The organism is Nitrospirillum pindoramense (genome assembly GCF_007827955.1).
In the GTDB taxonomy this organism is placed as follows: Bacteria; Pseudomonadota; Alphaproteobacteria; order Azospirillales; family Azospirillaceae; genus Nitrospirillum; species Nitrospirillum amazonense_B.
This window is the reverse complement of record NZ_VITR01000026.1, coordinates 1-18,595: the sequence shown is the minus strand read 5'-3', so window position 1 is coordinate 18,595 and position 18,595 is coordinate 1. Positions and strand designations below refer to the sequence as shown.

At 63.3% G+C, this 18,595-nt stretch carries 17 protein-coding genes and 1 tRNA gene; 4 read left to right on the top strand and 14 right to left on the bottom strand.

Going from position 1 to position 18,595, the window contains the following annotated elements; genetic code table 11:
* Positions 1 to 206 precede the first annotated feature (206 nt).
* Entirely contained in the window at positions 207 to 932 is a 726-nt protein-coding gene (locus tag FBZ90_RS26525) for a hypothetical protein (RefSeq protein ID WP_145736521.1), read from the bottom strand.
* Positions 933 to 1,088: 156 nt separating this feature from the next.
* Here FBZ90_RS26525 and FBZ90_RS26520 point away from each other — a divergent pair, with 156 nt between their 5' ends.
* Positions 1,089 to 1,634: a hypothetical protein gene (locus FBZ90_RS26520; protein WP_145736519.1), complete on the top strand. Its 546-nt coding sequence runs from the start codon at positions 1,089 to 1,091 to the stop codon at positions 1,632 to 1,634.
* 236 nt (positions 1,635 to 1,870) lie between these two features.
* On the opposite strand, the gene FBZ90_RS28185 is transcribed toward FBZ90_RS26520, so the two are convergent.
* Positions 1,871 to 3,079, bottom strand: coding sequence for a tyrosine-type recombinase/integrase (locus tag FBZ90_RS28185; protein ID WP_211102351.1), 1,209 nt, complete (start codon positions 3,077 to 3,079; stop codon positions 1,871 to 1,873).
* A gap of 304 nt (positions 3,080 to 3,383) precedes the next feature.
* Here FBZ90_RS28185 and FBZ90_RS26510 point away from each other — a divergent pair, with 304 nt between their 5' ends.
* Entirely contained in the window at positions 3,384 to 3,836 is a 453-nt protein-coding gene (locus FBZ90_RS26510) for a YaiI/YqxD family protein (RefSeq protein ID WP_211102353.1), read from the top strand.
* Between the two features lie 143 nt (positions 3,837 to 3,979).
* Complete coding sequence (locus tag FBZ90_RS26505) at positions 3,980 to 4,708, top strand: tetratricopeptide repeat protein (protein WP_186456063.1); 729 nt, start codon at positions 3,980 to 3,982, stop codon at positions 4,706 to 4,708.
* A 77-nt stretch (positions 4,709 to 4,785) separates the two neighbouring features.
* Here the strand turns inward: FBZ90_RS26505 and FBZ90_RS27990 are convergent, their stop codons facing one another.
* Positions 4,786 to 4,929 (bottom strand): hypothetical protein, encoded by a 144-nt coding sequence (locus tag FBZ90_RS27990; RefSeq protein ID WP_186456062.1) that lies wholly within the window; start codon positions 4,927 to 4,929, stop codon positions 4,786 to 4,788.
* On the opposite strand from FBZ90_RS27990, the gene FBZ90_RS26500 reads away from it, so the two are divergent.
* Entirely contained in the window at positions 4,928 to 5,665 is a 738-nt protein-coding gene (locus tag FBZ90_RS26500) for a tetratricopeptide repeat protein (RefSeq protein ID WP_186456061.1), read from the top strand. The two genes, FBZ90_RS27990 and FBZ90_RS26500, sit on opposite strands and share 2 nt — an antisense overlap.
* Positions 5,666 to 5,770: 105 nt before the next feature.
* On the opposite strand, the gene rpoC is transcribed toward FBZ90_RS26500, so the two are convergent.
* The 11 genes from rpoC to FBZ90_RS26450 all read right to left on the bottom strand — a co-directional run.
* Complete coding sequence (rpoC, locus tag FBZ90_RS26495) at positions 5,771 to 9,970, bottom strand: DNA-directed RNA polymerase subunit beta' (protein ID WP_145736512.1); 4,200 nt, start codon at positions 9,968 to 9,970, stop codon at positions 5,771 to 5,773.
* 121 nt (positions 9,971 to 10,091) lie between these two features.
* Positions 10,092 to 14,279 carry a DNA-directed RNA polymerase subunit beta gene (gene rpoB / locus FBZ90_RS26490; RefSeq protein WP_145736510.1) on the bottom strand — a complete coding sequence of 1,396 codons (4,188 nt, stop codon included), beginning with the start codon at positions 14,277 to 14,279 and terminating at the stop codon, positions 10,092 to 10,094.
* 132 nt (positions 14,280 to 14,411) lie between these two features.
* Positions 14,412 to 14,576 carry a hypothetical protein gene (locus FBZ90_RS27985; RefSeq protein WP_186456060.1) on the bottom strand — a complete coding sequence of 55 codons (165 nt, stop codon included), beginning with the start codon at positions 14,574 to 14,576 and terminating at the stop codon, positions 14,412 to 14,414.
* Between the two features lie 13 nt (positions 14,577 to 14,589).
* A complete protein-coding gene (gene rplL, locus FBZ90_RS26485; RefSeq protein ID WP_145613980.1) occupies positions 14,590 to 14,970 on the bottom strand; it encodes a 50S ribosomal protein L7/L12 in 381 nt (126 codons plus the stop codon).
* A gap of 54 nt (positions 14,971 to 15,024) precedes the next feature.
* Positions 15,025 to 15,543: a 50S ribosomal protein L10 gene (gene rplJ / locus FBZ90_RS26480; protein ID WP_088871001.1), complete on the bottom strand. Its 519-nt coding sequence runs from the start codon at positions 15,541 to 15,543 to the stop codon at positions 15,025 to 15,027.
* A 365-nt stretch (positions 15,544 to 15,908) separates the two neighbouring features.
* Complete coding sequence (rplA, locus tag FBZ90_RS26475) at positions 15,909 to 16,616, bottom strand: 50S ribosomal protein L1 (RefSeq protein ID WP_416211005.1); 708 nt, start codon at positions 16,614 to 16,616, stop codon at positions 15,909 to 15,911.
* Positions 16,613 to 17,047, bottom strand: a complete 435-nt coding sequence (rplK, locus tag FBZ90_RS26470) for a 50S ribosomal protein L11 (RefSeq protein ID WP_040842373.1) — start codon at positions 17,045 to 17,047, stop codon at positions 16,613 to 16,615. Before rplK ends, rplA begins: the two co-directional genes overlap by 4 nt.
* Before the next feature lie 165 nt (positions 17,048 to 17,212).
* Positions 17,213 to 17,743 carry a transcription termination/antitermination protein NusG gene (nusG, locus tag FBZ90_RS26465; protein WP_004271317.1) on the bottom strand — a complete coding sequence of 177 codons (531 nt, stop codon included), beginning with the start codon at positions 17,741 to 17,743 and terminating at the stop codon, positions 17,213 to 17,215.
* A 4-nt stretch (positions 17,744 to 17,747) separates the two neighbouring features.
* Positions 17,748 to 17,945 (bottom strand): preprotein translocase subunit SecE, encoded by a 198-nt coding sequence (gene secE, locus FBZ90_RS26460; RefSeq protein ID WP_145736506.1) that lies wholly within the window; start codon positions 17,943 to 17,945, stop codon positions 17,748 to 17,750.
* Between the two features lie 104 nt (positions 17,946 to 18,049).
* Positions 18,050 to 18,125, bottom strand: a tRNA-Trp gene (locus tag FBZ90_RS26455).
* Positions 18,126 to 18,498: 373 nt separating this feature from the next.
* Positions 18,499 to 18,595, bottom strand: a 97-nt coding sequence (locus FBZ90_RS26450) for an EF-Tu C-terminal domain-related protein (RefSeq protein WP_000507943.1), incomplete at its 5' end; no start/stop codon positions are given.

Below are 18,595 nucleotides of genomic sequence, written 5' to 3'. Positions count from 1 at the left end.
CCCTGTCTATTTTGCTTCGGGGATGAGAAGGGGCAGCGCCCCTCGGCCTCCCCCGTAAAGCCGCGTCTGCGGCGGCATGACCGCATCAGGGATGGAAGCCGTATGACCGAAACCGCCTTCGGCGGGTTCGGTTCACGACAGCCCGGCCCGCCCGTAAGGGCGGGGGATGCAGCAGGTCGTTTGAAATATGCCTATCTCTCGCCCAACTATTGATTCAGGCCGTACCAGAACCCACGCCCGCGAAATGGGCCTTCTGTATCGGTCATGAGCGTCAATTCCAAAGTCCCCTTGTCGGGAAAGGCCAATGTATAATCCACATGTCGTTGACCGTTCTCTATCTTGACCAGATTTGTAAAGAAGTCTGTTCCCGATTTAAGAAGTATATTTTCCGCTTCTTTAAGTGTTGTTTCTGGCCTGTAACGAATCTCATAGCCCAACAGTTCTTCCGCATAGGGACTTATCTCGACGCGACTATGAACAATCCAGCGCCGAAAATCGTGACCGTCTATTCGAGTAGGTATGGCGTCCTTATTGGAATCCTTTTCTCTAATAGATAGAACCATGTCATTACGATTACGAAAATGCATTGGGATTATGCCGAATTTTTCATTTATCTGCATGTATAGATAGCTATTGGCATCAAAGTCTTTAATTGTGACGGGAGCATCGCTTGCATTTGCTACCAGCACTTCCCAGTCCGCATCCATAACAGACCGGCCGAACATACCGATGCCTTTAGTCACATGAAGCGGTTTATCCATCTGCACCTGAACGAACTCGACGGACAATTTTGGCTCCTTGCCCTTATCCATTTCTTTCGTATGGAAAAAACTAAACAAGGCCGTCCCGGCCTCTAATATACCCGCCCCACCCACGGCGCTGCTTCCGATAAGCGCGGCGACACCTAGCCAACCTTTGATCCGGCGCTTCATGTCAAGCCTCCCTCTATGCATATAAGTACATTGCCATAGGAAGCATGCCGCAAGCACGGATGCACGCCTCTATCGAAAGTACAGGATATCTTTTGAGTATCTTTAAAAGACAACGCCCGCCCCCAGGTTCGGAGAACAATAGGCATGGGGGCATCCATGAATTTAGAATCTCTATTTAGGAACATATTGCTGCACAATCCCCAGGGCGCGATCTTCTCTGTCGCCACCCTCATCGGTGCTGTTGGATTCTTGTTGGTGAAGGAAAGGCTTCGACTGGAGCAAGTTCCCACCTCTGGCTTAAGGCTGGCCGCCGAAACATCCGTCAGAACCCTGTTTTCGATGATGGCGGTGTTCACCGCTTCCGTCCTCCTCTCGATAGTCTGGGAGGATACTCCTCAGGATGCCTGGATGGGCGTCGCAATGAGTGGGGCAATCGGCTTATGCTTCACCGTGTACGTGTTCACCCGGTCAGCCACCCAAGGCGGGTGGCGTCGGGGGATTGAACTTGGTGCGCGGCGTCTCTGGTTGCGTTGGGGTTTTGTGGCGTTATACAGCGGATACATCGCGGTCATTGTCAAAACGCTAAACGTGCATGATCCCGTAAGCATCCGCCTCCTACAAATGCCCACCATGATGCTGCTGAGCTATCTCCCCGTCATCCTCAAGGAGCCGTTCCTTTTTCTGGCAAGCGCCGCTCGCTGAGCGCCGAAAATCCTACGATGAGGAATGACTCAAAGAGGCATACCTATTCCAAAAGGGCCAGGACGGGGTGGGACGCAACTGCGTCCAGACCACCTAACAAAGGAGGATAGGGAAGGCTGCCGGGACATCGAACTCGATGTCCATTTCCGGCAGCGAGTCTTCGTAACCAATGGTCGCTTTTCGCCTACAGGCTCGCGACCAAACACTAGGCACCCGTCAGGCGCGCTACAGCGCGCCTACTCAATGACGGGTGCAATAGGTTCCCAACCCGGCAGACCAGCCAGAATCAAGTCGGCATTTTTAACAGCGGTGACGTGCCCATAGTGGTCTTCGATCATCTTGACCGATGTGCCCATCTGTTTGGCGAGCAGGTAGACATCGACGCCTTCGGTAAGGCGGAAAGTCGCGTAGGTGTGTCGGAAGCAGTAGGTGCTGCGACGGCGTCCCGACGCGCTGAGCAGCAAGCCGGAATCCGTCAGCAGCCGTTCGATGGTGTCGTGGTACAGGGTGACGCTGCTTTTACCTTCGATGGTGGAGAACACGGGATCATCCGGCCCGGTTGCCTTGCTGATTTCCCGAATGCGTTCCAGATAGTCGGCAACGCTGCTCACCGCGACGAGGGTACGGTGCTTGCTCTTGCCGCGCACACTGAGACGCACGAACTTGCGGCCGTGCTTGTCGGTTTGGGTGGAGATATTTCGCCATAGCAGATTGCGGGCCTCCGGCGGCCTCATCCCGGTGTTCGTCATCACCAAGATGAAGTTATAGACCATGGTTCGATACCATGTGTTTTTGTCCGCGCGCCCCTTCTTGATCCAAGCGCGCGCGAAGCTGTGAAGCTTGCGGTATTCGTCGGGCGTGAATTCCTCGCGGGACACTTTGCTGAGGGGCAGCCTGCCCTTGAAGACCTGATTTTCGCGGATGAAGTGCTTGGATGCCGCATAGGCCATGATGGAGCGGAAGGTGGCCATCTCATCGCGGATCGTGCCGTCACTCACCTTCCCGCCGGAGCGGCCCTTGCCGTTCTGTTGCCGCCAGAACGGGTAAGCCTTCCAGCGGTCTTCCCCGATCTGGGTGATCTGGATCGTTCCGACAAAGCGATTGAGCTGGCTGCGCACATGGGAGTCCATGACCCGCCAGCGGTGATGGGTAATCTCGCCCGCCTCTGAGCGCAGCTTTTGAAAATCGACAAAATCCTGCGCCACCTGGGCGAAGGTCTTGGAGAACACGGGTATAGCGTGCTTGACACGGAATCGGAGGTCGGCGTCTTCGTCGAACGCCTTATCTTTGGCTACGGCGATATCCTCGGTCTTTAGGGAGATCGTCTTATAGCGGTCTTCGTTCGGCAGCTTGACCCGGCAGTACCAGTTGCGGTGCTGCACATCGGTTCGGCGGAAAATCACCAAGCCCGGTTTCAGCTCCTGCGTGTCCGCCATGAAGGCCATACCGCACTCCCTTTTTGTGCAGGTTCTGTGTAGGTACGGCCGCTAAGTCCTTGATCTGTGGCGGCTGTGCAGAGCCTGTGTAGGGAATTATTAAATGGAAGTTTGTGTATTGTCAATCACTTAGCTTAATGGCATCATCACGTATACATATTGGTACGACGCCATGGGCTGTCTCTTCACAAAGGGTGGCAACAAGGGCAGGGTCGCAACCCAGCCGGCGACGCCTTTTACCCCACCATCCCACCCGCGCGCAACGCGGGCCGCACGCATTCGAAAGCCTTAACCCCATGCTGGAGATCCCATGCTGGAGATCTATGTCGACGCCGACGCCTGCCCCGTGAAGGAGGAGGTGTTCAAGGTGGCGGAACGTTATCAGCTCAAGAGCTATCTGGTCTCCAACGGCCCGCTGCGGGTGCCGCCCGGCGGACTGGTGCAGCTGGTGGTGGTCAGCGACGGATTCGACGCCGCCGACGATTGGATCGCCACCCATTGCGGCGTGGGCGATATCGTCATCACCGCCGACATCCCCCTGGCCGACCGTTGCCTGAAGGCCGGCAGCCGGGTCATCGGCCCCACCGGCCGCCCCTTCACCCCCCAGTCCATCGGCACGGCCATCGCCACCCGCGCCCTGATGAGCGACCTGCGCGCCATGGGCGTGGTCCAGGGCGGCAACGCCCCCATGGCCAAGCGCGACAAGTCGCAGTTCCTGCAGGCGCTGGACCAGGCGGTGAACGCCGTCCGCAAGACCGGCAAGTAGGTGACCGCAGGCCAGCCGGACGCGATGTCACCGTCTGGTCACAGGACAAGCCCCCGTCCGCCCCTTTCCCGCCCCAATGGCCCCCCACGCTGACGAGACAGCAGGCGGAGCGACCGCCAGCCGCAGCGATGGAGGGTTTGGGCATGCATTGTTATTCTGGGCGCAAATCCGTCCCGCTGGCCGCGGCGCTTCTATGCCTAGGAGTAGTCCTGGGCGGTGGCTTCGCCTGGGCCGATACCCAGCACGGCGTGGACGCTTTCAAGCGCAAGGACTATCCCACGGCCCTGGCCGATCTGACACCCGCCGCCGACAAGGGCGATGCCGAGGCGCAGACCTATCTTGGTTGGATGTATGAAAAAGGCCTGGGCGTGCCGGTGGACTACACCCGCGCCCGCACTTGGTACGCCAAGGCGGCCGGCAAGGGCCATGCCCACGCCCTGAACAATCTGGGCTCGCTCTACTACCTGGGCAACGGCGTGTCCAAGGACGCGCCCAAAGGCATCAGCCTGTTCCGCAAGGCGGCCAAGAAGGGCGACGCGCAGGCGCAGATGAACCTGGCGATGATCTATTACATGGGCCAGGACACGCCCAAGGACGATGTGGAGGCTGCCCACTGGGCCCGCGCCGCCGCCCGCCAGGGGGAACCCCACGCCCAGACGCTGCTGGCCCGCCTCTACGATACCGGCGCCGGCCTGCCCCGCAACCCGGTGCTGGCCTATACCCTGGCCATGCTGTCGGGTGAAAACCCCGATTCCCAGGCCCTGCGCACCCGCCTGGACGGCGAGTTGACGACCGCGCAAAAGGCGGAGGCGCAGACCCTGGCCAAGTCCTGGCAGCCGGGCCAGCCCCTGCCGACGGCGACGCGGACGTAATTGCCCGCCATTATCCCGCCTTAGTTGCTGATCACTCTCCGCTGACACGCCCGGCAACGGGCCAATGGAGGGGAGTATCAGATGGGGAACAGCAGGGTGGAATGGTCGCGCACGTCGCGCGCCTTGATCATGGCCGCGTGGGCCGCCGCGGGGCTGACCATAGCGGTGGCACCCGCCGGCGCCGCGACGATGCAGGCCGACACGCCACCGACGTCCAGCATGCCGGCCGCGCAACCCGCCGCGACATCCGCCCTGGACCAGGGTATCGCGGCTTTCGAGGCAGGGAAAGAGACCGAGGCCGTGGCCCTGCTGACGCCGCTGGCGGAAAAGGGTGATGCCGAGGCGCAAACCTATCTCGGATGGATCTATGAGGAGCCGCCGGTGACGATCGAGCCGGCCTCGGGCCAGGGCGCGCCGCCCCGGTTCGTCCATGACAACGTCAAGGCCCGCGCCTGGTATGAGAAGGCCGTCGCGCAGGGCCAAGCCCATGCCATGAACAACCTGGGCTCGCTCTATTTCCTGGGACGGGGCGTCCCTCAGGACCCCGCCAAGGGCCTCGCCCTGTTCAAACGCGCGGCGACCAACGGCGACCTCCAGGCGCAAAAGAACCTGGCCGCCATCTACAGCCTGGGTATCGGTACCCTGAAGGATCCCGAAGAGGCAGCGAGATGGGGGGCGGAGGCCGCGCAACAGGGGGATCAGCACGCGCTGTTTTACCTGAGCACCCGGTATGAGGTGGGTGACGGCGTGCCCAAGGATGCCGTCGCCGCCTATATCCTCCTGAACCTCAGCCACAAAACCAGCCCCGAGGCCGCCGCCCTGCGCGCGCGGTTGGAACAGCGGCTGTCCGCCGACGAGCGGCAATCGGCTCAGGCCATGGCGGCGGACTGGCATGCCGGCACGCCGCTGCCGTTGCCCCTGCAAGCCCATGGGCTGTTGCACCCGGTGGCGCATTGATACTTGCGCGCCACGCCCGCCGCAGCGCGCCTGGCACCGGAATAAGAAAAGGGCCGCACCCCAACCGGGATGCGGCCCTTCGCTTCACTCAAGCACCCTTCCGCCTCAGGCGGCCGGCTGCTCCGTCGGGGCCTCCGGCGGCAGGGCCGGGGCGTCGCCGGCCTGCAGGGCGGAGAGTTCCCGGTCGCGCTCGGCGGCGATCTGCTTCAGACGGTTCACGACACTGCCGGTACCAGCCGGGATCAGACGGCCGACAATGACGTTTTCCTTCAGGCCTTCCAGGTTGTCCGACTTGCCCTGGACGGCGGCTTCCGTCAGGACGCGGGTCGTTTCCTGGAACGACGCGGCCGAGATGAAGGAGCGCGTCTGCAGGCTGGCCTTGGTGATGCCCTGCAGCACCGGACGGCCGCGGGCGAACCGCAGACCACCCTCGCCCTCGTCCATGCGGGCCTGGACCTTGCGGTTCTCGGCCTCGAACTCGGCGCGATCAACCTGCTCGGCGATCAGGAGCGTGGTGTCACCCGGCTCGTCGATCTCGACCTTCTGCAGCATCTGGCGAACGATCACCTCGATGTGCTTGTCGTTGATCTTCACGCCCTGCAGCCGATAGACGTCCTGGATCTCGTTGGTGAGGTAGGAGGCCAAAGCCTCCACGCCCATGACGGCCAGGATGTCATGCGGGACGGGGTTGCCGTCCATCAGCAGGTCGCCCTTCTGGACATAGTCACCCTCCTGCACGGAGATGTGCTTGCCCTTCGGGATCAGGTACTCACGCGGCGTCTCGTTCTCGTCGTTGGGGACGACCACGATACGGCGCTTCGTCTTGTAGTCCTTGCCGAACTCAACCCGGCCATCGATGTCCGAGATGATGGCGAAGTCCTTGGGACGACGGGCTTCGAACAGCTCTGCCACGCGCGGCAGACCACCGGTGATGTCACGCGTCTTGGAGCTTTCACGCGGGATGCGGGCCAGCACGTCACCGGCCTTCACATGCGCGCCATTCTCCACCGAGAGGATGGCGTCCACGCTCAGGTAGTAGCGGGCTTCCACGCCGTTCGGCAGCTTGATGATATCGCCGTTGGCGTCGCGCAGGGTCACACGGGGGCGGAGTTCCGCACCGCGCGGCTGCTGACGCCAGTCGACCACCACCTTGGACGAGATGCCCGTGGCCTCATCGACCACCTCACGCATGGACACGCCCTCGACCAGGTCGACGTAGTTGGCGGTACCCTCCCGCTCGGTGATGATCGGCAGGGTGTAGGGGTCCCACTCCGCCAAGCGATCGCCCTTCTTCACCAGCACGCCGTCCTCGACCAGCAGCTTGTTCAGCTTGGCGCCGTAGGGGACGCGGTGACGGGCGCGCTCACGACCCTGCAGGTCGAACAGCGCCAGTTCCACGTTGCGGCCCATGATGACGGGAACGCCCTCGCCATTCAGAACCATGTTGCGGTTCTTCACGACGACCTTGGCATCAAGGCTGCTGTCCACGGACGACTGCTCGGCGCCACGCTGCGCCGCGCCACCGATGTGGAAGGTACGCATCGTCAGCTGCGTGCCGGGCTCACCGATCGACTGCGCGGCGATGACGCCGACGGCCTCACCGATGTTCACGGTGGTGCCGCGGGCCAGGTCGCGGCCGTAACAGCAACCGCAGACGCCCTCACGGGTCTCGCAGGTCAGCACCGAGCGGATCAGCACGGTGTCGATGCCGGCGCGCTCAATCAACTCCACAGCCTGTTCGTCGATCAGGCCGGCGGCCGGAACGAGAACCTTGCCGCTCAGCGGATCGACCACGTCAACCGAGGCGCAACGGCCCAGGATGCGCTCCGACAGGGGCGAGATGACCTCGCCACCGTCGATGACGGCGCGCATGGTCAGGCCCTTGGTGGTGCCGCAATCATGCTCGACGACGATGGCGTCCTGCGCGACGTCGACCAGACGGCGCGTCAGGTAACCGGAGTTCGCCGTCTTCAAGGCGGTGTCGGCCAGACCCTTACGGGCGCCGTGGGTGGAGTTGAAGTACTCCAACACGGTCAGGCCTTCCTTGAAGTTCGAGATGATGGGCGTCTCGATGATCTCGCCCGAGGGCTTGGCCATCAGGCCGCGCATACCGGCCAGCTGCTTGATCTGGGCGGCGGAACCACGGGCACCGGAGTGCGCCATCATGTACACCGAGTTGACGCCGACGCCGGGGCGGGGCTGCTCGATGACCTTCATCATGGCGCCGGCGACCTTTTCGGTCGTTTCCGACCAGACGTCGACCACCTTGTTGTACTTTTCGCCCTGGGTGATCAGGCCGTCCAGGTACTGCTGCTCGTACTCCTTGACGCGCTCCTGCGCCTCGTGGATCAGCGTCTCCTTCTCGGCCGGGATGACCATGTCGTCCTTGCCGAAGGAGATGCCTGCGCGGCAGGCGTGGCTGAAGCCCAGCTTCATCAGGCGGTCGGCGAAAATCACCGTCTCCTTCTGACCGCAATGGCGGTAGACGGCGTCGATGATGTTGCCCACATCCTTCTTGGTCAGCAGCCGGTTGATCATCGAGAAGCCGATGGCCGGGTGACGGGGCAGGATTTCCGACAACAGCATGCGGCCGGGCGTGCTCTCCACGCGGGTCACGATGGGGTTACCATCCTGGTCCACGGTGTGGTAGCGGGCCTTCACCTTGGAATGCAGGGTGACGACCTTGGCCGCGAGGGCCTGCTCGATCTCGCCGATGTCGGTGAAGGCCATGCCCTCGCCCACGGCGCCCGGCAGCTCCATCGTGATGTAGTACAGACCCAGGACGATGTCCTGGCTGGGAACGATGATGGGCTTGCCGTTGGCAGGCGACAGGATGTTGTTGGTCGACATCATCAGGACGCGCGCTTCCAGCTGGGCCTCAAGGCTCAGCGGGACGTGCACGGCCATCTGGTCGCCGTCGAAGTCGGCGTTGAAGGCGGTGCAGACCAGCGGGTGCAGCTGGATGGCCTTGCCTTCGATCAGGGTCGGCTCGAAGGCCTGGATGCCCAGACGGTGCAGCGTGGGCGCCCGGTTCAGCATGACCGGATGCTCGCGGATGACCTCTTCCAGAATGTCCCAGACCTCGGGACGCTCCTTTTCCACCATGCGCTTGGCCGCCTTGATGGTGGAGGCCATGCCGTACAGTTCCAGCTTGGCGTAGATGAAGGGCTTGAACAGCTCAAGCGCCATCTTCTTCGGCAAGCCGCACTGATGCAGCTTCAGTTCCGGGCCCACGACGATGACTGAACGGCCGGAATAGTCGACGCGCTTGCCCAGCAGGTTCTGACGGAAGCGGCCCTGCTTGCCCTTCAGCATGTCGCTGATGGACTTCAGCGGCCGCTTGTTGGCGCCGGTGATGACGCGGCCGCGACGGCCGTTGTCGAACAGCGCGTCGACAGCCTCCTGCAGCATGCGCTTCTCGTTGCGCACGATGATGTCGGGCGCGCGCAGCTCGATCAGCCGCTTCAGGCGGTTGTTACGGTTGATGACGCGGCGGTACAGGTCGTTCAGGTCGGACGTGGCGAAACGGCCGCCGTCCAGCGGGACCAGCGGGCGCAGTTCCGGCGGAATGACCGGGACGACGTCCAGGATCATCCATTCCGGACGCGAGCCGGACTCCAGGAAGGCCTCGATGAGCTTCAGACGCTTGACCAGCTTCTTCCGCTTGGCCTCGCTGGAAGTCTCCTTCAGCTCCTCGCGGACGGTCTTCATCTCCTCTTCCATGTCGATGGCGGAGAGAAGGACCTTGATGGCCTCGGCGCCGATGGACGCGGTGAAGGCGTCCTCGCCGTACTCGTCCTGGGCCTGGATGTACTCCTCCTCCGACAGAAGCTGGTGCAGCTTCAGCGGGGTCAGGCCGGGCTCGGTGACGACGTAGTTCTCGAAGTACAGGACCCGTTCCAGATCCTTCAGCGTCATGTCCATGAGCAGGCCGATGCGGCTCGGCAGGCTCTTCAGGAACCAGATGTGCGCGACGGGCGAAGCCAGCTCGATGTGGCCCATGCGCTCGCGCCGGACCTTGGCCAGCGTCACTTCGACGCCGCACTTCTCGCAGATGATGCCGCGGTACTTCATGCGCTTGTACTTGCCGCACAAGCACTCGTAGTCCTTGATCGGGCCGAAGATGCGGGCGCAGAACAGGCCGTCGCGCTCCGGCTTGAAGGTGCGGTAGTTGATGGTCTCGGGCTTCTTGATCTCGCCGAACGACCAGGACCGGATGCGCTCGGGGCTGGCGATCGAGATACGGATCTGATCGAAGCTCTGCGGCCCCTGCACCTGGCCGATAATGTTCATCAACTCATTCATAAGCCGTCTCCCCTGGGAAGGGCTGGGAATTCTGTATGTCGCAGACCTGGGGGCTGCGAACCGGGACGGACAAGCGCCCCCGGGGATATCCCCGAGGGCGCCGTCCCAACTCGACCGGCGATCAGTAGGTCCGCTCGTTCAGCTCGACGTTCAGGCCCAGGGACCGCAGTTCCTTGACCAGCACGTTGAAGCTTTCGGGAATGCCGGCTTCGAAGTTGTCGTCGCCACGGACGATGGCTTCGTAGACCTTGGTGCGGCCGGACACGTCGTCCGACTTCACCGTCAGCATTTCCTGCAGCGTGTAGGCGGCGCCGTAGGCTTCCAGCGCCCAGACCTCCATTTCACCGAAGCGCTGGCCACCGAACTGGGCCTTACCGCCCAGCGGCTGCTGGGTGACCAGGCTGTACGGACCGATGGAGCGCGCGTGGATCTTGTCGTCCACCAGGTGATGCAGCTTCAACATGTAGATGTAGCCGACGGTGACCTTGCGATCGAACGCCTCGCCGGTACGGCCGTCGGTCAGCACCATCTGGCCCGAGCTGTCGATGCCGGCTTCCGTCAGCATGCGGACGATGTCGTCCTCCCGCGCGCCGTCGAAAACGGGGGTCGCGAACGGAATGCCGCGACGCAGGTTGCCGGCCAGTTCCAGCACCTCACCATCGGTCAGGTCGCTCACCTCCTCGGTGTAGGCGGCCTCGCCGTAAATGTGCTTCATCCGGCCCTTGATGGCATCCAGGACGGGGGCCTTGGCCTCCGGCTCGGCATGGCGCATCTGGTCCAGCATCTGGCCGATCTGCTTGCCGAGGTTGGCCGAGGCCCAGCCCAGATGGGTCTCCAGGATCTGACCGACGTTCATGCGCGAGGGCACGCCCAGCGGGTTCAGAACGATGTCGACCGCCTGGCCGTCGGCCAGGTAGGGCATGTCCTCGATGGGCAGGATGCGGCTGATCACACCCTTGTTGCCGTGACGGCCGGCCATCTTGTCGCCGGGCTGCAGCTTGCGCTTCACCGCCACGAAGACCTTGACCATCTTCATGACGCCGGGCGGCAGCTCATCGCCGCGCTGCAGCTTCTCGACCTTGTTCTCGAACCGCTCCTGCAGCTTCTGGATGCTCTCGTCGAACACCCGGCCGTAGGCCTCCACGTTCTCCATGATCTGGTCGTTGCCGACCGCGATCTGGCGCCACTGGCCACGGGACAGGCCGGACAGCAGCTCTTCCGTGATGACCTCGCCCGACTTGATGCCGCGCGGGGCCGACAGGACGGTTTGGCCGACCAGCGTTTCCTTCAGGCGGGTGTAGAAGCTGCGCTCCAGGATCCCCTTCTCGTCGTCGCGGTCCTTGGCCAGCTTCTCGATCTCGGCCCGTTCGATCGCCAGGGCGCGCTCGTCCTTGTCGACGCCGCGACGGGAGAAGACGCGCACCTCGACCACCGTGCCGGTGACGCCCGGCGGCAGACGCATGGACGTGTCGCGCACGTCGCTGGCCTTTTCACCGAAGATGGCGCGCAGCAGCTTCTCTTCCGGGGTCATCGGGCTTTCGCCCTTCGGCGTCACCTTGCCGACCAGGATGTCGCCCGGCTTCACCTCGGCACCGATGTAGACGATGCCCGCCTCGTCGAGGTTCTTCAGAGCCTCTTCGCCGACGTTGGGGATGTCGCGGGTGATTTCTTCCTGGCCCAGCTTGGTGTCGCGGGCCATGACCTCGAACTCCTCGATGTGGATCGAGGTGAAGACGTCATCGCGCACGATGCGCTCGGAGATCAGGATCGAGTCTTCGAAGTTGTAGCCGTTCCAGGGCATGAACGCGACCAGCACGTTGCGGCCCAGGGCCAGCTCGCCCAGGTCGGTCGACGGACCGTCGGCGATGATGTCGCCCTTCTCCACCCGGTCGCCCACCCTGACCAGCGGACGCTGGTTGATGCAGGTGTTCTGGTTGGAGCGCTGGAACTTCAGCAGGTTGTAGATGTCGACGCCGGGGGCCGCCGCGTCCGTGTCGCCGGTGGCGCGCACGACGATGCGGGTGGCGTCGATCTGGTCGATGACGCCAGCCCGGCGGGCCGCGATGGCAACACCCGAGTCACGGGCGACCGTCGCTTCCATGCCGGTGCCGACCAGCGGCGAGTCCGCCTTGATCAGCGGCACGGCCTGACGCTGCATGTTCGAGCCCATCAGCGCGCGGTTGGCGTCGTCGTTCTCCAGGAACGGGATCAGCGCCGCCGCGACGGACACCAGCTGCTTCGGCGACACGTCGATCAGGTCGATCATGTCGGAACGGGCCATCATGTATTCGCCACCCTTACGGCAGCTGATGAGCTCGTCCGCGAAGCGGTTGTCGGCGTCCAGGGTGGCGTTGGCCTGCGCCACCATGTAGCGGCCTTCCTCCATGGCGGAGAGATAGACCACCTCGTTGGTGACGCGCTTGTCCACCACCTTGCGGTAGGGGCTCTCGATGAAGCCGTACTGGTTCACGCGGGCATAGGTCGCCAGCGAGTTGATCAGACCGATGTTCGGACCTTCGGGGGTCTCAATCGGGCAGATGCGGCCATAGTGGGTGGGATGCACGTCGCGGACTTCGAAGCCCGCGCGCTCACGGGTCAGACCGCCCGGCCCCAGCGCCGACAGGCGGCGCTTGTGGGTGATTTCCGACAGCGGGTTGGTCTGGTCCATGAACTGCGACAGCTGCGAGGAGCCGAAGAATTCACGCACCGCCGCCGCGGCCGGCTTGGCATTGATCAGGTCATGCGGCATGACCGTGTCGATCTCGACCGAGCTCATGCGCTCGCGGATCGCGCGCTCCATGCGCAGCAGGCCGACGCGGTACTGGTTCTCCATCAGCTCGCCGACGGAGCGGACGCGACGGTTGCCCAGGTGATCGATGTCGTCGATCTCGCCGCGACCGTCCTTCAGCTCGACCAGGAGCTTCAGGATGGCCAGGATGTCGTCCTTGCGCAGGACACGCATCTGGTCGTCGGTTTGGAAACCCAGGCGCGCGTTCATCTTCACGCGACCCACGGCCGACAGGTCGTAGCGTTCGCTGTCGAAGAACAGGCCGCTGAACAGCGCCTCGGCGCTTTCCAGCGTCGGCGGCTCGCCCGGACGCATGACGCGGTAGATGTCGATCAGCGCGTCTTCACGGCTGGCGTTACGATCCGCCGCCATGGTGTTGCGGATGTACGCGCCGACGTTCAGGTGGTCGATGGCCAGGACCGGCACTTCGTCCACGCCGAACTTCTCCAGCTTCTCCAAGGCGGCGGTGGTGATCTCGTCACCCGCCTCGAAGATCACTTCGCCGGTCAGCTCGTTGATGATGTCGATGGCGAGGTAGCGGCCAGCCAGCTCCTCGGTCGGCACCTTCACCTCTTCCAGGCCACCCTCCTGCAGCTTCTTCAGCACGCGGGGGGTCATCTTGGTCTCGCGCTGCAGCAGCACCTCGCCCGTGCGGGCGTCGATGAGGTCGGAGGCCAGCTTCACACCCTTCATGCGCTCGGCAACGAAGGGGGTCTTCCAGCCGTCGCCGGCGCGGGAATAGGTGATGGTGTCGTAGAAGGCGGCGAGCATCTCCTCCTTGGACATGCCCTGGGCCTCGTACGGGGCCAGGCCGTGGCCGGCCTTCGCACGCTCCGCCCGCAGCTTCTGCGTCTCAGCGCCATCCAGCGCGAACAGCAGGGTGGTGGCGGGCAGCTTGCGGCGACGGTCGATACGGACGTAGACGAGGTCCTTGGCGTCGAACTCGAAGTCCAGCCAGGAACCACGGTAGGGGATCACGCGGGCGGCGAACAGGTACTTACCCGACGAATGGGTCTTGCCCTTGTCGTGGTCGAAGAACACGCCCGGCGACCGGTGCATCTGGCTGACGATGACGCGCTCGGTGCCGTTGATCACGAAGGTGCCGTTGGCCGTCATCAGGGGCATGTCGCCCATGTAGACGTCCTGCTCCTTGATGTCGCGGATCGACTTCAGGCCGGTGTCCTCGTCGATGTCGAAGACGGTCAGGCGCAGGGTCACCTTCAGCGGGGCGGCGAAGGTCATGCCGCGCTGCTGGCATTCCTCGACGTCGTACTTCGGCTGTTCAAGCTCGTACTTAACGAAGTCGAGCACGGCACGGTCGGAAAAGTCCTTGATCGGGAAGACCGACTTGAACACTTCCTGAAGGCCCAGGTTGGCGCGCTTCTCGGGCGCCGTGTCCATCTGAAGGAAGTGGTCGTAGGAGCTCCGTTGAACCTCGATGAGGTTCGGCATGCGGGTCACTTCGGGGATACGTCCGAAGCTCTTGCGAATACGCTTACGTCCCGTGAACGACTTGGCCATGAAATGCGCCTCTCGTGAACTAGGCCCGGGTCAACTGCGCCGGCCGATGGATGCGACGGCAAGCGAACAAGCACAAATAGGCGCGTCCGGCCCCGCCCCATCAGAGGCGGCCGCCGTCCGGCGCCAAACCACTTACACTGCCCTTCCCGCCCCAAATTCCATCGCGGAACCTTCTTCGGGAAGATACTGGAGGGTCAGCATACGACATCCTCCAAAAAAAGGCGACAGCGCCGGGCGACGGTCCCCCATATGGGGAATGCCGCCGTCCAGCGCCATCTTTTTTTCAGAAACGTCCACAGGGGGGCGTTTCTTACTTCACCTCAACCTTCGCGCCGGCGTCTTCCAGCTGCTTCTTAATCTTAGCAGCTTCGTCCTTCGTGGCGCCTTCCTTCACGGTCTTCGGCGCACCCTCGACCAGGTCCTTGGCTTCCTTCAGGCCCAGGTTGGTGATGGCGCGGATTTCCTTAATCACGTTGATCTTCTTGTCGCCGGCGTCGGCGAGGATCACGGTGAATTCGGTCTGCTCTTCGGCGGGAGCGGCAGCTTCAGCGGCCGGGCCGGCAACGGCGGCAACGGCGACGGGAGCGGCGGCGGAAACGCCCCACTTCTCTTCCAGCAGCTTCGACAGCTCGGCGGCCTCGATGACGGTCAGAGCGGACAGCTCTTCAACCAGCTTTTCCAGCTTGGACATGGATGTTCTCCTAAATCAGGTCTTGTCTTGAGAATTACGAAAAGTACGCGAGGCTCAGGCCGCCTCGCCCTTCTTGGCGTAAGCCGACAGCACGCGCGCCACCTGGCCGCCCGGAGCCTGCAGCACACCGGCGATGCGGGTGGCAGGGGTCTGGAGCATGCCAAGCAGGCGACCACGCAGTTCTTCGATGGACGGGAGCTTCGAGAGAGCCTCGATGCCCTTGTCGTCCAGGACGGTAGCGCCCATGCCGCCGCCAATGATCTTGAACTTGTCATTGGCCTTGGCATAAGCGATCGCAACCTTGGCCGCCGCAACCGGATCGCTCGAGTAAGCGATCGCGGTCACGCCGACGAACAGGTCGTCCAGCTTTTCGAACTGGGTGCCCTTCAGGGCGATACGGGCGAGCCGGTTCTTGGTCACCTTGAAGCTTGCGCCAGCGGCCCGCATCTTGCGGCGCAGGTCCGTCACCTCGGCGACCGTCATGCCCGACTGGCGGGTCACGACGACCAGGGAGGTGGCGGAGAGCGCCTGATGCAGAGCCGCGATGGTCGCTTGCTTTTCTGTGCGATCCACGGTTCGCCTCCTAACAACTGGGACAGATAGGCGCACGCGCCTTTCTTCCCGGTCCAAATGTAGCCTCGGGCTTCCCCCACGAATGGGGTTCACCCGAAACCGGTGAACCTGCCCCAGAAGCGACAAGCCATCCATTCCAAGCGGGCGGTAAGTCCGTCCCCCTGGTCAATACGCTTGCTACTCCCGTCTATGCCGGCATTCATTAAGCCGCCCCGAACGTCATCCCCCGCGAAGGGCAATCGGTACCGGCTAGGCGCCCGCAGTCTTGGACAGGGTTGGAAGGACGGATCACTCCGGCCCTCCGCCGACCTCGCCGTGCGGCCCCCGGGGGAACCGCACGGCTTGGACGGAAACTCTTTTCAGCCTTAGGCCGAGATCGACGCGACCAGGGCGGCGACGTCGAGCTTCAGACCCGGGCCCATGGACGAGCTCAGGCTGACCTTCTCGATGTAGGTGCCCTTGGCGCCCGTCGGCTTGGCGCGGTTGATGGCGCCAACGAAGGCCTTGATGTTCTCGGCCAGGGCTTCCTGGCTGAAGCTGGCCTTGCCCACGCCAGCGTGGACGATACCGGTCTTCTCGGCGCGGAACTCCACCGAGCCGCCCTTGGCGGACTTCACGGCTTCGCCCACGTTCATCGTCACGGTGCCCAGCTTCGGGTTCGGCATCAGGCCGCGCGGGCCCAGCACCTTACCCAGACGGCCGACCAGGGCCATCATGTCCGGGGTGGCGATGCAGCGGTCGAAGTTCATCTCGCCCGCCTGGATCTTGTCGGCCAGGTCTTCCGCACCCACCAGCTCGGCGCCGGCGGCCAGGGCTTCATCAGCCTTGGCGCCGCGGGCGAACACGGCGACGCGAACGGTCTTGCCGGTGCCGTTGGGCAGCTGAACCATGCCGCGGACCATCTGGTCGGCATGACGCGGGTCGATGCCCAGGTTCATGGCGATTTCGACGGTCTCGTCGAACTTGGCGGTGGCGTTGCCCTTCACCGACTGGACGGCCTCGTCCAGGGCGTAGAACTTGTTCCGGTCGACGGTGGCGTTAGCCTTCTTGAGACGCTTGCCGGCCATGATCAATCCTCCACCACTTCCAGGCCCATGGAACGGGCCGAGCCGACCAGCATGCTGGCAGCCGCCTCGATGTCGTTCGCGTTCAGGTCCGGCATCTTCGTCTTAGCGATTTCGCGGATCTGCGACATCTTCACCTTGCCCACCGCAGCGCCCTTGCCAACCTGGACGGCGCCCTTGGTGATGCCGGCGGCCTTCTTCAGGAAGTAGGTGTTCGGCGGGGTCTTGGTGACGAACGTGAAGGTGCGGTCACCGTAGGCGGTGATCACGACCGGGATGGGCATGCCCTGCTCCAGGTCGGCCGTCTTCGCGTTGAAGGCCTTCACGAATTCCATGATGTTCAGGCCGCGCTGACCCAGCGCCGGACCGATGGGCGGCGACGGGTTGGCCTTGCCGGCCGGCACCTGCAACTTGATATAACCGACGATCTTCTTCGCCATGATACGTCCTCAACAACAATCCGGACGGAACCCCACCCAAGGGGCGCCACCCGGATCTGCGGGATGCGTGGTTCGGCTTGCCCCATGGACTTTCGTTCGGGCTCGCCTCCCACGCGGGGAATGGGAAGACGCCCAACCTTCCAAGAGGGTTGGGCGCCGTCCCGCTTAAATCTTTTCGACCTGCGCGTACTCGAGCTCGACGGGGGTCGCACGGCCGAAGATGGACACCGCCACCTTGACCCGCGCCTTGTCCTCGTCGACCTCTTCGATGAGGCCGGTGAACGAGGTGAAGGGGCCGTCGGTGACACGCACGTTCTCGCCCACTTCGAAGTGGATGGAGGGCTTGGGCCGCTCAATCCCTTCCTGCACCTGGTTCATGATGCGCAAGGCTTCCGCCTCGCTGATGGGCTGCGGCTTGCCGCCGCCACCCAGGAAACCCGTCACCTTCGGTGCGTTCTTCACCAGGTGCCAGCTCTCGTCCGTCAGCTCCATCTTCACCAGCACGTAGCCGGGAAAGAACTTCCGTTCGGAGTTCACCTTGGCGCCGCGGCGCACCTCGACGACCTCTTCGGTCGGGACGAGGATTTCCTCGAACTGATCTTCCAGACCCTTCTGGGCGGCCTTCTCACGAATCGACTGAGAGACCTTCTTTTCGAATCCGGAATAAACGTGAACGACGTACCAACGAGCGGCCATGACCTTAGCCTCCGATACCGAAAACGAGGCGGACAGCGAACGCGATGATCTGATCGACCGCCAGGAAGAACAGAGACGCGACGATGACCATGAGGAACACCATCCAGGTGGAGATGACCGTTTCCTTGCGGGTCGGCCACGTCACCTTGGCGATCTCACGGCGCACTTCGCGCACAAACTGGGCAGGACTGGTCTTCGCCATAAGGGCTACGCCACCACGTTCAGAGCTACTCGTCATACTGCTGCGGCATCGCTGCCGTCGCCCGGCCCCAAGGGCCGCCCGGACGGGGCTTCAGCGGAGCGACGTGGCAGGAGTGGAGGGGATCGAACCCCCAACCCCCGGTTTTGGAGACCGGTGCTCTACCAATTGAGCTACACTCCTACGTCGCCGGCCGCAGTTTCCCGCGTCTCGGAGCGCCGGTTTATTCACCATTCGGAACCGCTTGTCCAGATAAAACAGCATGCCCCTCGTATGCGGGGCTGACCTGCGTCAGAACAAGCGGCCGGTGACCCGGCAACACCCTCCAGATACAGCCCGTGGGGCCGAAAAAGAGCGGTGTTTACAGGGGGTTGGCCTAACCCATCCGCGTTGCCCCGGACAGCGGCCACAGGGCCTCCGACGGCCCTCCCCTACTTAAAGGAAAGGGGCGCCGCCGGCGAACCGGGGGCACCCCTCACCAAAACACATGGGTTCACCCAAGGGACCACGGACGGCCGCGCACGCGCGGCGGCCCGCAGGACCCCGAGAGCGGACCTTAGGCGATGATCTTCGCGACCACGCCGGCGCCGACGGTGCGGCCGCCTTCACGGATGGCGAAGCGCAGGCCTTCGTCCATGGCGATCGGGGCGATC

What these genes read in the sequence shown, in the direction of transcription:
- rpoC (WP_145736512.1), bottom strand. Translation starts at nt 9,970, where the DNA reads ATGAATGAGTTGATGAACATTATCGGCCAGGTGCAGGGGCCGCAGAGC.
- rplK (WP_040842373.1), bottom strand. Translation starts at nt 17,047, where the DNA reads ATGGCGAAGAAGATCGTCGGTTATATCAAGTTGCAGGTGCCGGCCGGC.
- secE (WP_145736506.1), bottom strand. Translation starts at nt 17,945, where the DNA reads ATGGCGAAGACCAGTCCTGCCCAGTTTGTGCGCGAAGTGCGCCGTGAG.
- FBZ90_RS27990 (WP_186456062.1), bottom strand. Translation starts at nt 4,929, where the DNA reads ATGCTGGACGTCGGTGGCGTGTCGGCCTGCATCGTCGCGGCGCCGGCG.
- FBZ90_RS26520 (WP_145736519.1), top strand. Translation starts at nt 1,089, where the DNA reads ATGAATTTAGAATCTCTATTTAGGAACATATTGCTGCACAATCCCCAG.
- rpoB (WP_145736510.1), bottom strand. Translation starts at nt 14,279, where the DNA reads ATGGCCAAGTCGTTCACGGGACGTAAGCGTATTCGCAAGAGCTTCGGA.
- FBZ90_RS26525 (WP_145736521.1), bottom strand. Translation starts at nt 932, where the DNA reads ATGAAGCGCCGGATCAAAGGTTGGCTAGGTGTCGCCGCGCTTATCGGA.
- rplL (WP_145613980.1), bottom strand. Translation starts at nt 14,970, where the DNA reads ATGTCCAAGCTGGAAAAGCTGGTTGAAGAGCTGTCCGCTCTGACCGTC.
- FBZ90_RS26500 (WP_186456061.1), top strand. Translation starts at nt 4,928, where the DNA reads ATGCCGGCCGCGCAACCCGCCGCGACATCCGCCCTGGACCAGGGTATC.
- FBZ90_RS26505 (WP_186456063.1), top strand. Translation starts at nt 3,980, where the DNA reads ATGCATTGTTATTCTGGGCGCAAATCCGTCCCGCTGGCCGCGGCGCTT.
- nusG (WP_004271317.1), bottom strand. Translation starts at nt 17,743, where the DNA reads ATGGCCGCTCGTTGGTACGTCGTTCACGTTTATTCCGGATTCGAAAAG.
- FBZ90_RS28185 (WP_211102351.1), bottom strand. Translation starts at nt 3,079, where the DNA reads ATGGCCTTCATGGCGGACACGCAGGAGCTGAAACCGGGCTTGGTGATT.